Annotated in this window: 10 protein-coding genes and 1 tRNA gene; 4 read left to right on the forward strand and 7 right to left on the reverse strand. The window is 72.1% G+C overall.

The window, feature by feature from the left end; genetic code table 11:
* The first annotated feature begins 110 nt into the window (after positions 1 to 110).
* Positions 111 to 1,763: a hypothetical protein gene (locus ACZ6D7_RS19340; RefSeq protein ID WP_469491832.1), complete on the forward strand. Its 1,653-nt coding sequence runs from the start codon at positions 111 to 113 to the stop codon at positions 1,761 to 1,763.
* Positions 1,764 to 1,928: 165 nt separating this feature from the next.
* On the opposite strand, the gene ACZ6D7_RS19345 is transcribed toward ACZ6D7_RS19340, so the two are convergent.
* Complete coding sequence (locus ACZ6D7_RS19345) at positions 1,929 to 2,492, reverse strand: HIT family protein (RefSeq protein ID WP_469491834.1); 564 nt, start codon at positions 2,490 to 2,492, stop codon at positions 1,929 to 1,931.
* A 67-nt stretch (positions 2,493 to 2,559) separates the two neighbouring features.
* Here ACZ6D7_RS19345 and ACZ6D7_RS19350 point away from each other — a divergent pair, with 67 nt between their 5' ends.
* Positions 2,560 to 3,222 carry a potassium channel family protein gene (locus tag ACZ6D7_RS19350; RefSeq protein WP_469491836.1) on the forward strand — a complete coding sequence of 221 codons (663 nt, stop codon included), beginning with the start codon at positions 2,560 to 2,562 and terminating at the stop codon, positions 3,220 to 3,222.
* 50 nt (positions 3,223 to 3,272) lie between these two features.
* On the opposite strand, the gene thrS is transcribed toward ACZ6D7_RS19350, so the two are convergent.
* The 3 genes from thrS to ACZ6D7_RS19365 form a co-directional block, all read right to left on the reverse strand.
* A complete protein-coding gene (gene thrS, locus ACZ6D7_RS19355) occupies positions 3,273 to 5,249 on the reverse strand; it encodes a threonine--tRNA ligase (protein WP_469491838.1) in 1,977 nt (658 codons plus the stop codon).
* A 90-nt stretch (positions 5,250 to 5,339) separates the two neighbouring features.
* Entirely contained in the window at positions 5,340 to 6,566 is a 1,227-nt protein-coding gene (locus ACZ6D7_RS19360; protein WP_469491839.1) for a hypothetical protein, read from the reverse strand.
* The gene (locus tag ACZ6D7_RS19365; RefSeq protein ID WP_469491841.1) at positions 6,563 to 7,129 is read right to left on the reverse strand and encodes a DUF4365 domain-containing protein; all 567 of its coding nucleotides are present in this window, start codon (positions 7,127 to 7,129) and stop codon (positions 6,563 to 6,565) included. The genes ACZ6D7_RS19360 and ACZ6D7_RS19365 overlap by 4 nt, the downstream gene beginning before the upstream one ends.
* A gap of 202 nt (positions 7,130 to 7,331) precedes the next feature.
* Here ACZ6D7_RS19365 and ACZ6D7_RS19370 point away from each other — a divergent pair, with 202 nt between their 5' ends.
* The gene (locus tag ACZ6D7_RS19370) at positions 7,332 to 8,057 is read left to right on the forward strand and encodes an exonuclease domain-containing protein (RefSeq protein ID WP_469491843.1); all 726 of its coding nucleotides are present in this window, start codon (positions 7,332 to 7,334) and stop codon (positions 8,055 to 8,057) included.
* Positions 8,058 to 8,122: 65 nt separating this feature from the next.
* On the opposite strand, the gene ACZ6D7_RS19375 is transcribed toward ACZ6D7_RS19370, so the two are convergent.
* Together ACZ6D7_RS19375 and ACZ6D7_RS19380 are read right to left on the reverse strand one after the other, a co-directional pair.
* A tRNA-Val gene (locus ACZ6D7_RS19375) sits at positions 8,123 to 8,194 on the reverse strand.
* 39 nt (positions 8,195 to 8,233) lie between these two features.
* Entirely contained in the window at positions 8,234 to 8,680 is a 447-nt protein-coding gene (locus ACZ6D7_RS19380) for an SRPBCC family protein (RefSeq protein WP_469491845.1), read from the reverse strand.
* A 101-nt stretch (positions 8,681 to 8,781) separates the two neighbouring features.
* On the opposite strand from ACZ6D7_RS19380, the gene ACZ6D7_RS19385 reads away from it, so the two are divergent.
* Positions 8,782 to 11,100 (forward strand): SCO7613 C-terminal domain-containing membrane protein, encoded by a 2,319-nt coding sequence (locus tag ACZ6D7_RS19385; RefSeq protein WP_469491847.1) that lies wholly within the window; start codon positions 8,782 to 8,784, stop codon positions 11,098 to 11,100.
* 13 nt (positions 11,101 to 11,113) lie between these two features.
* On the opposite strand, the gene ACZ6D7_RS19390 is transcribed toward ACZ6D7_RS19385, so the two are convergent.
* Complete coding sequence (locus tag ACZ6D7_RS19390) at positions 11,114 to 13,852, reverse strand: exo-rhamnogalacturonan lyase family protein (RefSeq protein WP_469491849.1); 2,739 nt, start codon at positions 13,850 to 13,852, stop codon at positions 11,114 to 11,116.
* Positions 13,853 to 13,972 lie beyond the last annotated feature (120 nt).

Consider the following 13,972-nt stretch of genomic DNA (forward strand, 5'->3'; position numbering starts at 1 on the left):
GCCGACGGATGTCGGTGGCTGGAGATACGCTGATGACCTGATCAACAGGTGTGCGGAGTACGGAAGTCGGGAAGGCCGCAGGAGCGAGACTGCGGCGAGTGGGGGCGGGAATGACCGTGGAGGACTTCTTCGGGCCACAGGTGCCCCGGACGGGCGGCGAGGGACAGGCACCGACGTTCGCCCTGGCCTCTGCGGCCTACCGGGACACCCCGATGGAGGAGATCAAGAAGGCGGACAACGAGTGGCATCAGTCGACGGTCTCCGAGGGCCGCAAGTGGGCGAAGATCTTCCGGCCCAACTTCGGTGAGGCGTACTCGCAGGCGGTGATCGACCGCATGCTGGGCGTCGGCCGCAAGCCGCTCATCCAGTCCTTCGGCAGCGAGCCGCAGGTGGTCGTCGAGCACTGCCTCGCGGCCAGCCGCATCCGCCGCGAGCGCGACAAGAAGCTGACCGGCCTCATGCTGCTGTGCGGCGTGCTCTTCCTGCCGGGTCTGCTGGTCTGGTTGCTCGTCTTCCAGCTCCGGGCCACCATGGGGAAGACGGACAACAAGCGGATCTCCGGGCTGGGCACCGGTCTGCTGGTCGCCGTGGGCGCGCTCGCCGTGCTCTTCCTGGTCAAGATGCCGTTCACCGGTCTGGCGGGGTGGTACGCGCGCGGCTGCATCGTCGCCCCCGTGGCCGGCTGGTTCCTGGCCAAGCGGGTCTGCGAGAGCACCGCGAAGGACCTGCGCGAGCGCTGGGACGGTCTGCTGTCCGGCGGCAGTGTCGGCGCGAAGGTCCCCGAGGCGGTGCCGACCAGCCCCGACCAGGCCGCGGCCGAGCAGCTGCGCCAGTCCCTGGCCCGGCTCAGCGCCGAGCAGCAGTCCAACTCGGTCTTCTACGCCGGCCCCAAGGGCGTCCTCGGCATGGGCACGCGCTGGGGCTCCTGGCACCTCGCGGAGGAGCTGGTGCCGCTCGACCCGGTCAAGGGCATTCACGAGTTCCGCAGCTGGACGGTCATCCGGGCGATCCACGACGAGCTGAGCGTGCTGCACCGGCAGCGGCTGAAGACCGGCGGCTTCCCCGCCCCGTCGGTACGGCACTGGGTCGTCACGCACGTGGGCGAGAACGCCAAGGCGGTGGCCAGGCCCGAGGGCACCGACGTGGAGGCGTACCAGGTCAAGCCCAGGGCCGTCGAGGACATCTGCAACAACCAGCAGTTCGACGGCGGCGACCGGCACTACCTGGGCGTGCAGTGGCCGCACCTGTGGAACGGCGATCTGATCCTCACCCTGATGATCACCGTGACCGTGCTGAAGGAGACCCTGCGCATCGAGGTCACCGGACACGCCCTGGGCCCGGTCAACGGCCTGTTCAGCAGCAAGCCCGAGGCCCCCACCAAGGAGGTCGCCAAGACCGTCCGCTTCTGGGAGACCCGGACGATCAAGCTTCCGCTGGTCACCACCGACGAGGTGGTCCGGCTCGCAGCGCGGGCCACGATCAGCTGGTACCCGCCGGTGCTGAAGTGGCTCGGCGGCTCCATCGGGCTGCCCGAGCCCTTCGGCCTGCGGCACGCCTGGGCCGACCAGCCCTGGCGGCACCGCTTCATGGCCGACGACGCGCTGCGCGCGGCCACGCCGGTGCTGCGGGCGGTGCACCGGGCCGCGATCAGGGTGCTCAAGGAGCACGACGTAGACGTCGACAAGTTCAGCTCCCGCGCGTCCGCGCTGAGCGGGGCGGTGCAGGACGTATCGCCGAAGAAGGCCGACTCCTACGACGCGTAGGCCTCCGGCGGTCGGGCGGATTGTCGTGCGGGTGGGTCTGGGGTGGCCTCTCCCTGGGGGCTGCCGCCCCCAGACCCCCGCTTCGGCCCTGAACGGGCCTCGTCCTCGGACGCCGGACGGGCTGGTGGTGCCGGACCCGGCCACAGAAGAGCCGTCGGACAGCCTTCAGGCGGTCGTCGGCCAGGCCTCCGCCAGCATCTTGCGGGTGTCCGCCAGGAGCTGCGGCAGCACGCGCGTGTGGCCCACCACCGGCATGAAGTTCGTGTCGCCGCCCCAGCGGGGCACGATGTGCTGGTGGAGGTGGGCGGCGATGCCGGCGCCGGCCACGCTGCCCTGGTTCATGCCGATGTTGAAGCCGTGCGCACCGGACGCGCCGCGCAGGGCCGTCATCGCCTGCTTGGTCAGCTCGGCCAGCTCGACGGTCTCCGGCCCGGTCAGGTCGGTGTAGTCGGCGACGTGCCGGTAGGGGACGGTCATCAGGTGGCCGCCGTTGTACGGGTACAGGTTCAGCACCGCGTACACATGCTCCCCGCGCCGGACGATCAGCCCGTCCTCGTCGGATTTCGCCGGGATCGAGCAGAACGGGCATCCGTCGTCGGCCCCCGGGCCGGTCGGCTTGTTCTCACCCTGGATGTAGGCCATCCGGTGGGGCGTCCACAGGCGCTGGAACGCGTCCTGCGTCCCCACTCCGATCTGCTGCTCCGGCTCACTCGTCATGCAAGGCAGCATATGGCTTCGCCCGTTCGCGGCGTGTCGCCGGGGTTGCGCCCGAAGTCGCGCGGTCCAAGCTGGACCGATGCACGAAGACAGCCGTCAGGCCCGCTGGGAGGATCGCACCGAGATCCCCCTCGCCGTGGCCTCGCTCGCCTTCCTCGCGGGGTACGCCCTGCGCATCCTCGCCCAGGACGCCCCTGACGCCTGGCAGGACTTCTTCTTCTCCGTGATGCTCACGGCGTGGGTGCTGTTCGCCGTGGACTACGCGGTCCGCTGGCGGCTCAGCGGACAGCGGCTGCGCTTCGTGCCCAGCCACTGGCTGGACGGCCTGGTCGTGCTGCTGCCCCTGCTGCGCCCGTTGCGGATCGTCAAGCTCTACGAGGCCGTACAGCGCCGGCACGGACAGCCCCGGCTGTCCCTGCACGCGCGCGTGATCACGTACGCCGGGGTGTCGACGGGGCTGCTCGGCTTCGCGGGCGCGCTCGCCGTCTTCAGCCAGGAGCGCGGGGCGCCGGGCGCGACGATCACGACGTTCGGGGACGCCCTGTGGTGGACCTGCGAGACGCTCACCACGGTCGGCTACGGCGATGTCACCCCGGTCACCACGGGGGGCCGGCTGATCGCGGTCGGCATGATGGCGTGCGGGGTGGCGCTGCTGGGTGCGGTCACCGGCTCGTTCTCGTCGTGGCTGATCCAGGTGTTCGCCCTGGAGAGCGACGAAAAGGAAGGGCCCCGGGGGATGTGAGTCCCCCGGGGCCCTTCACCTCACGACGTCAGACCTGTCACCGCACGGCCTCAGACCTGCGACCGCTCCTCGACCACCTTCGCGATCTTCGCGATGGCCTCGTCGAACGGGATGCCGTTCTCCTGCGAGCCGTCGCGGTAGCGGAAGGACACCGAGCCGTTCGACATGTCCTCGTCGCCCGCGATGACCATGAAGGGCACCTTCTGCTTCTGGGCGTTGCGGATCTTCTTCTGCATCCGGTCGGAGGAGGAGTCCACCTCGACCCGCAGCCCCTGCTTCTTCGCCGCCGCGGCGAACTTCTCCAGGTACTCCACGTGCCCGTCGCCGATCGGGATGCCGATCGCCTGGACCGGGGCCAGCCACGCCGGGAAGGCGCCCGCGTAGTGCTCCAAGAGCACCGCGAAGAACCGCTCGATGGAGCCGAACAGCGCGCGGTGGATCATGACCGGGCGCTGCTTGGCGCCGTCCGGGCCGGTGTACTCCAGGTCGAAGCGCTCGGGCAGGTTGAAGTCGAGCTGGATGGTCGACATCTGCCAGGTGCGGCCGATGGCGTCCTTGGTCTGGACGGAGATCTTCGGACCGTAGAACGCGGCGCCGCCCGGGTCGGGCACGAGCGGGAGGCCCTGCTTCTCGGCGACCTGCCGCAGGGTCTCCGTCGCCTCCTCCCAGACCTCGTCGGAGCCGACGAACTTCTCCGGGTCCTTGGTCGACAGCTCCAGGTAGAAGTCGGTCAGACCGTAGTCCCGCAGCAGGCCGAGAACGAAGGTGAGCGTCTTGTCGAGCTCCTCCGACATCTGCTCACGGGTGCAGTAGATGTGCGCGTCGTCCTGCGTGAAGCCCCGCGCGCGGGTGAGGCCGTGCACGACGCCCGACTTCTCGTACCGGTACACGGTCCCGAACTCGAAGAGGCGCAGCGGCAGTTCGCGGTAGGAGCGGCCGCGCGCGTCGAAGATCAGGTTGTGCATCGGGCAGTTCATGGGCTTGAGGTAGTAGTCCACGCCCTCGTCGAGCTGCATGGGCGGGTACATGCCGTCGGCGTACCAGTCCAGGTGCCCGGACGTCTCGAAGAGCTTCCCCTTCGTCGCGTGCGGGGTGTAGACGAACTCGTAGCCCTCCTCCTCGTGGCGGCGGCGCGAGTAGTCCTCCATCACGCGGCGGACGATGCCGCCCTTGGGGTGGAAGACGGCGAGGCCGGAGCCGATCTGCTCGGGGATGGAGAACAGGTCCAGCTCGGAGCCCAGCTTGCGGTGGTCGCGCTTCTCGGCCTCGGCGAGGAAGTCGAGGTACGCCTTCAGCTCGTCCTTGGACGGCCAGGCGGTGCCGTAGATGCGCTGGAGCATGGGGTTCTTCTCGCTGCCGCGCCAGTAGGCGGCCGCGTTGCGCATCAGCTTGAACGCCGGGATCAGGCGGGTGGAGGGCAGGTGGGGACCGCGGCAGAGGTCCTTCCAGCACAGCTCGCCGGTCTTGGCGTCGAGGTTGTCGTAGATCGTCAGCTCGCCGGCGCCGACCTCGACGTCCGCGCCGTCGTCGGAGGACGCGGAGCCCTTGATGCCGATCAGTTCCAGCTTGTAGGGCTCGTCGGCCAACTCCTCGCGGGCGTCCTCGTCCGTCACCACACGGCGGGCGAACTTCTGCCCCCGCTTCTGGATCTCCTGCATCTTCTTCTCGACGGCCTTGAGATCCTCGGGCGTGAACGGCTTCTCGACGTCGAAGTCGTAGTAGAAGCCGTCCTTGACCGGCGGGCCGATGCCCAGCTTGGCCTCGGGGAAGAGCTCCTGCACGGCCTGGGCCATCACGTGCGCGGTGGAGTGGCGCAGGATGTTGAGGCCGTCCTCCGACGTGATGTCGACGCCCTCGACCTCCTCGCCGTCGGAGAGCACGTACGACAGGTCCCGAAGCTCGCCGCCGACGCGCGCGGCGATGACCGAGCGCTCGCCGGCGAAGAGGTCGGCGGCCGTAGTGCCCGTCGTCACCGTGCGCTCTTCCCGCTCGGAATCGCGTTGGATGATCACACGGACGTCTGACACCGGTCTCTCCTGACTGCTGGTGGGTGCGGCGCCGTACTGTGAGCGCGCGCAATAGGGGATCGTACCGACCCGCACCCGCCGACCGCGAAATCAGTCCCCGCGCTCCTCCCCGCCGCAGGCCTCCTCGAAGAAGTCGAGGTTCTCCTGCAACGACTTCATCAGCCGGTCCCGCTCCGCGTCGTCCACCTGCACGGGGGCGACCCCACAGGCGCCGCCGAGCCTGCGGAAACCGCCCCGGCTCTCCAGCCGCCCCTGCACCCGCACCGGCAGCCCGACCAGGTGGGCCTGTCCGGCGATGCGGTAGTCCTCCTCGTCGAGGGTGACCCGGACGTACGGGATGTCGGCGCCGGCCAGCACCCGCAGCCGTACGCTCCCCTCGCCGCGCGGTCCTGGCCTGCGCAGCCGGACCACCGCGCCGGTGATCCGCACGGACACGGAGGGTTCCTCGCGCAGATAGCGGGCGCCGGCCTCGCGCAGCGCGGGCAGGTCGCCGGGCGAGAACTCGATGGGCTCGGCGTCCGCCGCGCAGTCCGCCGGGACACCGGCCGCGGGGGCCCACTCGACGGCGATCCGGGCGCCCTCGGTGCCCCGGACGAGGGCGACGAGCGCCTCGGTCAGCTCGCGGCTGGCGCCCGCCTCCACGGCGCCGTCGAAGGCGTCCATGCCGCCGGTGGCCCGCTGGTAGTCGATGGCCTCGCGGACCGCGTAGAGGGCCTGGTGGAGGCGTACGGCGAGGGCACGGCCCGGGTCGGCGGGCACAAAGGCGGTGAGGCGGCGGCCGTCGGCCTCGGGGCCGACGAGGACGTGGTCGAGGAGCGCGGTGGCCGCGCGGCGGTGCCGGGCGCCGTAGTAGCCGGCCCGCGCGCGGGTGGCGAGGGCGCCGGCGAGGAGCATCTGGCGGGCGGCGCCGCGCAGCTGTTCCTCGACGGTCCAGGGCGCGGCGCCGGCGGGCCCGTCCGGCACGTCCCGCCACCAGCGGATCTCGTCGCTGGGCACGGCGAGCCCGACCAGCACCTCGCGCGCGGACGGCGCGGCGCTGCGGGCCAGGGCCTGGAGCGCCTCGCCGAGCAGGTCGTCGCTGTCGGGGAAGGCCCGGCTCTCCGGGACGAGCAGGCTGGTGCCGACGGCGCCCGGTCCGGGCGGGGTCCAGCGGCCGTAGCGTCCGGGGGCGCCGCCGCGCCGCTGCCAGCCGTGGCGGCGCAGCAGGGCGCCGAGCACGGCGGGGTCGACCTCGCCGGCCTCGGGGGGACGGTTCCAGTGAGCCTCGGGGTGCGGCCGTACCGGCCGAACGGACCCGTCGAGGGGGCGGTGGGTCATGGTCTGCCTCCCGTCCCGACCCGCGTCATGATCTCGCACAGCGCCCGGTCGTCGAAGATGCGCGCGGTCGGTATCCGCACGGTGGTCCGGGTCCGCCCGGTGACGGGGTGGCCCGCGAGATTGACCCAGTAACAGCAGTGCCGCAGGTCGAGGCGGTCGTGGCCGGCCCGCAGCCACTGGTCCTGCGACCGGGGGACGATCATCACCACCAGGATCTTGTGCACCGAGACCGGGGTGCGGGCGAGCTTGCGCAGGTGGTCGTTGTCGAGCGTGAAGGAGAAGGACCGGCCCGGCGGGTCGGGCGGGATCTGGTAGGTCGCCTTGAGCTGCACCTTGATGGTGACCTCGTCGTCCACGGTGTGCCCGGGGGCGCTGTGGCTGACGTGCCAGTCGATGCCGTTGTCCGGGAACGGCTGGGACAACGAGCAGCCGGCCGCCGCCGCCACCGCGTGCAAGTAGCCCACCTGCAAGGTCTCCATGCAGGCGGTGGTGGCGAGTGTGCCGCGATGGGGGCCCGTGCGCTCGGGCAGCAGCCCGCCCCGCTCGGGCTGCGCTATCGCCATGACGAACAGCCTTCCCAGCCAAGAGAGATGCCCAGAACCGGGCCGAGTGAATACCGAGTGAATCCCGCTGCGGGCCGCTGAACTGCAAAGACCCGTACTCCTGTTGTGTCCTGTCGGCGTACGGCGCAAACAGCCCGGGTATCACCAAACGGGCAGAAGACGGTGCGTCAGCTGCCGTGGGTGAACGAGGGGTTGTGTTGGTATGTCGAACTGGTACGAGGGCCCGCTGGCCGCCTTCGACACGGAGACGACGGGCGTCGACGTGGAGGCCGACCGGATCGTGTCGGCCGCGCTCGTCGTCCAGGACGCCCCGGGCGTCCGACCCAGGGTGAGCCGCTGGCTGGTGAACCCGGGCGTGCCGGTGCCCGCCGAGGCGACGGCGGTGCACGGGCTGACGGAGGAGCATCTTCAGCGCAACGGCCGCTGGCCGTCGCCGGTGATGTTCGAGATAGCCGAGCTGCTGGCCGAACAGGCGGCGGCGGGACGGCCGTTGGTGGTGATGAACGCGCCGTTCGACCTGACGCTGCTCGACCGCGAGCTGCGCCGCCACCGCGCCTCGTCGCTGGGCCACTGGCTGGAGCCGGCCCCGCTGCGGGTGCTGGACCCGCGGGTGCTGGACAAGCATCTGGACCGCTACCGCAAGGGCCGTCGCACGCTCACCGACCTGTGCGCGCACTACGGCGTTGCGCTGTCCGACGCGCATGACGCGGCGGCGGACGCGCTGGCCGCCCTGGAGGTCGTGCGCGCGGTGGGCCGGCGGTTCGCGGCCCGTCTGGAGCGGCTGTCCCCCGCCGAACTGCACACCCTCCAGGCGGCATGGCACGCGGCGCAGGCCCGGGGGCTCCAGGCGTGGTTCGCGCACAGCGGCAACCCGGAGACGGTGGACACGTCATGGCCGCTGCGGCCGGAGCTGTCGGAGGCCGCCTGAACGGAGAACGCGCCCGGACAACACAGAAGAACCGGCCCGCGTGACGCGGACCGGTTCTCTCCCGGTGGGCGATACTGGGTTCGAACCAGTGACCTCTTCGGTGTGAACGAAGCGCTCTTCCACTGAGCTAATCGCCCGGGAACGCACTGAACAATACAGGTCCCCGCACGCTTCCTTCAAACCGCTTGCAGGTAGGCGGCCAGTCCGCGCCGTCCGGACCGCATCATCAGCCGGTGGTTCGCGCGAAACACCGGCCGCCCGGGCACGGCGAACCTCCTGAGCAGCGGCTTGTTCACGTCGACGACCTGCTCGTAGCGGGCGAGCGTGCCGGGGCCGCCGGCGGTGAGCGTCCAGCGCGCCCAGCCGTCGACGTCGCCGGACATCCGGATCTCCAGCACCCCGGCCACCGGATCGCGCCACACCTCACGGGCGGTGAACGTGATGTCGTACGGCAGGAGCGAGCGGATGCGGACGACGCCGGTCGTGCCGTCGATCCGCGTCACCTCGCGCACCTGGCGCCACCAGCGCGGATAGTCCTCGGCCCGCTCCAGGACCGGGTACACGGCAGAGGGCGGCGCGGGCAGGGCCCACAGGCTGCGGAAGCGGTAATGGGTCCAGTCCATGCGCAGAGTGTGCCCGTACGGGGGTGCGCCGAGCGGCATTTGAGTACGTACTGAGTACCCGTACCCATGGCATACGGCGTGACGCGGACCACACTTCAGGCATGACGCACTTTCCGCCCCCGGCCGAGGAGCTGCGGCTCCTCGACACCGAGCTGCGCCGACTGGACGCCCGCCGGGCCCAGTTGCTGGCCCGCCGCGCCTGGCTGGTCACCACGCTGCAGCCGGTACGGCCCCTGGCCGCGGCCGCTCCACCGCCGCCCGCGGCGCCCCGGCCCGAGGCCACCGCGCCCGGCGTGCAGAACGTTCTGCTGCTGCTCGGCGGCATCCTGCTCACCGTCGCGGCGATGGTGTTCACGCTGGTCAGCTGGGGTCACCTGGGCATCGTGGGCCGCTCGGTGGTGCTGGGCGCGGTCACCCTGGCCGTGCTCGGCGCGCCCGTGGCGCTGCTGCGGCGCGAGCTGCGCTCGACCGCCGAGGCGGTCGCGGGCCTCGGCCTCGCGCTGACCGTGCTGGACGCGTTCGCGCTGCACGAGGCGGCATTCCGGGCGGCGGACGGCACGACGTACCTGGCCGGGTGCGCGACCGTGCTGGCGGTGCTCTGGACGGCGTACGGCACGGCGCTCGGCGCGCTGCGGCTGCCCCGGCCGGCCGCCCTGCTGGTCGCCCAACTCCCGATGCCGCTCTGGGTGGCGGCGGCCGGCGGCGGGTTGCACGTGACCGCGGTCGGGGTGCTGCTGACGGCCGCGTTCGACGTGGCGGTCGCGCTGCGGGTGTCCGCGCGGCCCGTCCGACTGGTCGCCGTGGTGTGCGCGTTCGGCGCGGGCGCCTGGGGTGTCCTGGCGGCGGGTGTGCTCGCCCTGGACGCGTCCGGTCCGGGCGCCGCCGCCCGCGCGGCGGGGCTCTTCGCCCTCGCGGCGGCGATCGCCGTGGCCGCGGCCCGGTACGGCCCGCGCCCCGGGCTCGCTCTGGGGACGGCGGCGGCCGGCGGCCTCCTCGTGGTCGCCGGAGCCGGTGGTGTCCTGCGGGTGACGGTGCCCGGCGCGTGGCTCGTGCCGGCGTGTCTGGCCTGCGGGATCGCGCTGCTCGCCGCGGCCCGCGGCCCGGATCCGGTGCGCCGGGGTCTGGCCGTGGCCTCCGCCGCCGTACAGGCGGGGGCCGTGGTGTGGACGCTGCCCGCCGTGGGCGTCACCCTGCTCGGTCCGTCGGCCCGGGTGGGCTCGGTGTGGTCGGGAGCGCCGGCGGACGCCCGCGCCGCGGCGACGCTCGACGCCTTCTGGCCGCCGTACGCGGGCACCGCTCCGCTGGTCCTCGTCGTGGTCGCCGCCGTCCTGGCGGTCGGTGCCACGGAATGGCGGCGGCACGCGCTGCCCCTGGCGTGGGCGGCGGTCGTCGTGCTGCCCACCGCGCTGGAACTGCCGTACGCGGTGGGCCTGTCGGTGCACGGTCTGGCGGTGCTGGGGCTGCTGGCGTTCACGACCCGGACGGCCCTGGGGCTGGCTCTGGCGACCTCGCTCAGCCTGGCCTTCGTCTCCCTGGCCGCCGAGCCCGCGACCCTCGCGGTCCTCGCGTCGCTGACGGCCCTGTTCGCGGCGGCCGCCCGGCTGGGCCGCCACACCCCGGTGACGGCGGCCGCCTCGCTCGGCTATGCCACCGCCCTGGCCTGCGCCGTCGGCGCCGCCGCCGGCTGGCGGCCGGAGCACATCGCGCTGCTGGTGCTCGTGGTCCCCGCGGCCGCCGCCCTGCTCGCGCCCCGGATCACCGACCCCGCCGCCACCCTCGCGGTGGAGGCGGCGGGCGCCGTCGCGGGCCTCGTCGCCATCGGCCTGGCCGTCCTCGACCCGCAGCTGCTCGCGCTGGTGCTGGCCCTGTGCGGGGTGATCGCGGCGGGCACGGCCGTACGACCGGACCGCCGTGCCGTCGGGTACGCGGCCGCCGTGCTCTTCGTGCTGGCCACATGGGTGCGGCTGGCGGACTGGCGGGTCGGCGTCCCGGAGGCGTACACCCTGCCGGTCACGGTCCCGGCGCTGCTCGTCGGAGCCCTGCGCCGGCGCCGCGACCCACAGGCGTCGTCGTGGACGGCGTACGGCCCCGGACTCGCCGCCACCCTGCTGCCGAGCCTCGCCGCCGCCTGGTACGACCCGGAGTGGACCCGTCCCCTGCTGCTCGGCGCGGCGGCGCTGCTGGTCACCCTGCTGGGCGCCCGGCACCGGCTCCGGGCGCCGCTGGTGCTGGGCGGCTCGGTGCTGGTCCTGGACGCGCTGCACGAACTCGCCCCGTATCTCGTCCAGGTGGCCGACGCGCTCCCCCGCTGGGTGCCTCCCGCCCTCGCCGGACTGCTGCTGCTCGCCCTCGGGGCGACGTACGAGCAGCGGCTGCGGGACGTCCGGCGGGTGCGGGAGGTCCTGGGGAGGATGGGCTAACCGCTGGGCGGGGCTACGACGGCATCCTGTCGCCGAGGAGGGCCAGGTTCTCGATGGCGGCGAGGCCGTAGAGCGCGGTGTCGTTGGTGGACACCCAGGTGGCCTCGCTGCCCGCGACCAGGGTGGCGGGGCCGCTCAGCGGCTCCGTCCGCCACGGCGAGGACTCCAGGTAGCCGTCGGAGCTGTAGAACTTCGTCCACGCCCGCTTGGCGAGCGCCGCGTCGCCGGTCTGTACGGCGGCGTAGGCGTCGAGGCGGGAGTGGCCCTGGAAGAGCAGCAGGGTGCCGAAGTTGGATCCGTAGCGTGCGGCCTGCTCGGCCTTGGTGGCGTTGAAGTAACGGCAGTAGTCGTAGTACGCCTCGTCGAAGGCCGGCATGTCCACCAGGTGGATGAGTTCGGCGCACAGTTCGTTGAGGCCGAAGACGGCGGACAGATGGGAGACGCCGACGACGGGTGTCGTGGCGACGGCGAACCTGCCGGTGTCCAGGTCGTACAGACCGCTGCCCTGCACGAAGCCGTTCGGCTGGGCGGCGATCGTCTCCATGGTCGACAGCACGCGCGCCTTGGCCTTCTCCCACTTGGGGCCCTTGCGCTCCCACTCCGTCAGCCAGGCCGACACCAGGCCGCTCCAGTCGGTGCCGAAGCCGATCGACAGGGCGTGCCGGTCGGGGGTGTACGGCTCGGTGCGGATCTTGCGGATCGGGTCGAGGACGAGGAACGTCTCGTCGGAGTCGACGTTGGCGTGCATGAGGTCGCCGACGCGTTCGTCGGCGGTGAGGAAGTAGTAGTAGCGGCGGTAGGTGGTGTTGGCGATGCGCTGCTGCTTGGCGCTGTCGGCGTAGTGCTGGACGCCGTGCCGCGTGCCCAGGCCCGCCCACTGCCCGATGTGGTAGACGTCCACCTCGCCGGTGTGGCGGGTCATCGCCTCGGCGAAGCGGAAGATGTCCGCGCGGCCGGAGCGCAGGTAGGCGAACCAGAGCCAGAGGTCCGGGGACAGCTCGGAGTTGTCCCAGGCGTAGCCGCCGATGTCGTACCGCCACTGGTGCCGGACGGTGTCGTAGGTGTGCATGATGTCGCCGTAGTCCCAGAAGCCGTACCAGCGGCGCTGCTCCACCTGGTCCTTGTAGTAGGTGAAGAGGAAGTCGAGGTGGTCCTCGATCTTCGCCTTGGCGGGGGTGGAGCGGTCCGGCTCGGCGTACAGCCCCGGGCCGAACACCTTCGCCTTGATGAGCTGCTTGGGCGGGGCGGCGAGCTGCGGCAGCACCCGGACGGCCTCGACCTGTTCGGCGAGCGTCTCCGGCGTGGGCGTCGACTCGTTGGCCCAGAAGAGGAGTTCGGAGGTCCGGGCGATGCCGTAGGGGGTGCCGAAGCCGGGCTCGTAGTCCTCGTAGGTGATGTTGAGGCCTTCGAGCTGCTCGGGGAACGTGTCCTGGCCCATGCCGTCGTGGTAGAAGCGCAGGTCCATGGGCTGGGCCTCGGGCGACCAGAGCCAGAGGGTGACCTCGGCCGCGTCGGTGTGCGCGTCGCGGATGTCGAGCTGGGAGGGGTGCTTCTCCCAGAAGTCCCTGAGGCCGAAGGAGAATCCGCCGCTCACGCCGCCGACGTACCCGAAGCCGGAGGCCCGCTTGCCGCCGCCCGCGCCGATCCAGCCGTAGCCCCTCTTGGTGCGTTTGCGGAGGGTGAAGCCGTCGGCGGAGAGCTGGGAGAGGGTGTAGTCGCCCCACTCGGGGATGTACTGCAGGCGGGTGGTGACCCGCTGGTCCCAGGTGGACGGGTCGGGCAACTTGCGGCCCGCGTACTGGGCGGCCTGCACCGCCGCGCCCGGGTCACGGCGCAGTCCGGTGATGCCCTTGACCGCCTCGCGCAGCAGACCGGTACCCTCGCCGCCGATACGGACGTGGCGGTCGTAGGACTCGTCGCGCATCGGGACGGTGAAGCGGACGCCGAGGCCGCGGACGAAGTCGCCGCTCGCCTTGCCGGGCTCCTGCGTGCCGTCGTAGGTGATCGTGTGGACCATGCGGAAGGAGTCGGCGCCCGCGTAGAAGTAGAGGCGGATCGAGAAGGGGAGCCAGCTGCGGCTGCCCTTGCGGTGCTTGCCGTCGATGCGGACGACCGCGCGGACGGGTCCCTCCTGCTCGACGGTGACCTCGCCGATGGCGCCCTCGAAACGTTCCGTCTTGACCGTGCCCTGGTCCTCGTCCTCGATCTCGGGCTGGCGGATCAGGACGAGCCGGCCGTTCCTGGCGATCTCCGTCGCACCGCGCTCGACCGACTTGATGAGCGAGGCGCCGTCCTTGCCGATCTTCACCGTGATGACTCCGGTGGAGACGTCGACGGTGCCGCCGCTCTTGTGGACGGTGACCTTCCGGGAGGGGGCGGCGGGGGTGCCGGCGGCGAGGGTCAGCTTGCCGGTCCCCGAGCTGACCGCGTGGGCGGTCCACTTCAGCGAGCCGTCCGGCCAGTAGGCGATCGGCCAGGACTGCACGGGCACGTCCGTGCCGTCGGCGTCCGTCAGCGCGAAGGTCTGGTCCTCCTGGTAGGTGCCCATGGGCCAGGGCACGCCGAGGGTGGAGCCGGGGGCGGCGCCCAGACCGCCGTCCTCCAGCCAGTCCAGGGTCACCGGATCGGCGTCCGCCGCCCCGGCTCTCGGCGCGGCTTCGGCGTTCTTCGCGCCCAGCGCCCAGCTGAACTGGGCGGCGGCACCGGCGACGGCGGCCGCCTTGAGGAGGGACCTGCGAGGAATGGGGGACATGGCCTTGTCCTTTCCGTGCGGGATACGGAGGGGGTGGTGGTCCGGGATGGTGGTCCGGGATGGGCAGGGGCATGACAGAGTGAGGTGCGGCGCCCGGGGCGCCGACCTCGGGTGCGGGCA

The sequence above is a fragment of the Streptomyces sp. NPDC041784 genome (genome assembly GCF_055591025.1).

Bases quoted from the DNA above. Each gene is read 5' to 3' on its own strand.
- ACZ6D7_RS19340 (WP_469491832.1), top strand. From the start codon at position 111: ATGACCGTGGAGGACTTCTTCGGGCCACAGGTGCCCCGGACGGGCGGC.
- ACZ6D7_RS19345 (WP_469491834.1), bottom strand. From the start codon at position 2,492: ATGCTGCCTTGCATGACGAGTGAGCCGGAGCAGCAGATCGGAGTGGGG.
- ACZ6D7_RS19350 (WP_469491836.1), top strand. From the start codon at position 2,560: ATGCACGAAGACAGCCGTCAGGCCCGCTGGGAGGATCGCACCGAGATC.
- ACZ6D7_RS19360 (WP_469491839.1), bottom strand. From the start codon at position 6,566: ATGACCCACCGCCCCCTCGACGGGTCCGTTCGGCCGGTACGGCCGCAC.
- ACZ6D7_RS19365 (WP_469491841.1), bottom strand. From the start codon at position 7,129: ATGGCGATAGCGCAGCCCGAGCGGGGCGGGCTGCTGCCCGAGCGCACG.
- ACZ6D7_RS19370 (WP_469491843.1), top strand. From the start codon at position 7,332: ATGTCGAACTGGTACGAGGGCCCGCTGGCCGCCTTCGACACGGAGACG.
- ACZ6D7_RS19380 (WP_469491845.1), bottom strand. From the start codon at position 8,680: ATGGACTGGACCCATTACCGCTTCCGCAGCCTGTGGGCCCTGCCCGCG.
- ACZ6D7_RS19385 (WP_469491847.1), top strand. From the start codon at position 8,782: ATGACGCACTTTCCGCCCCCGGCCGAGGAGCTGCGGCTCCTCGACACC.
- ACZ6D7_RS19390 (WP_469491849.1), bottom strand. From the start codon at position 13,852: ATGTCCCCCATTCCTCGCAGGTCCCTCCTCAAGGCGGCCGCCGTCGCC.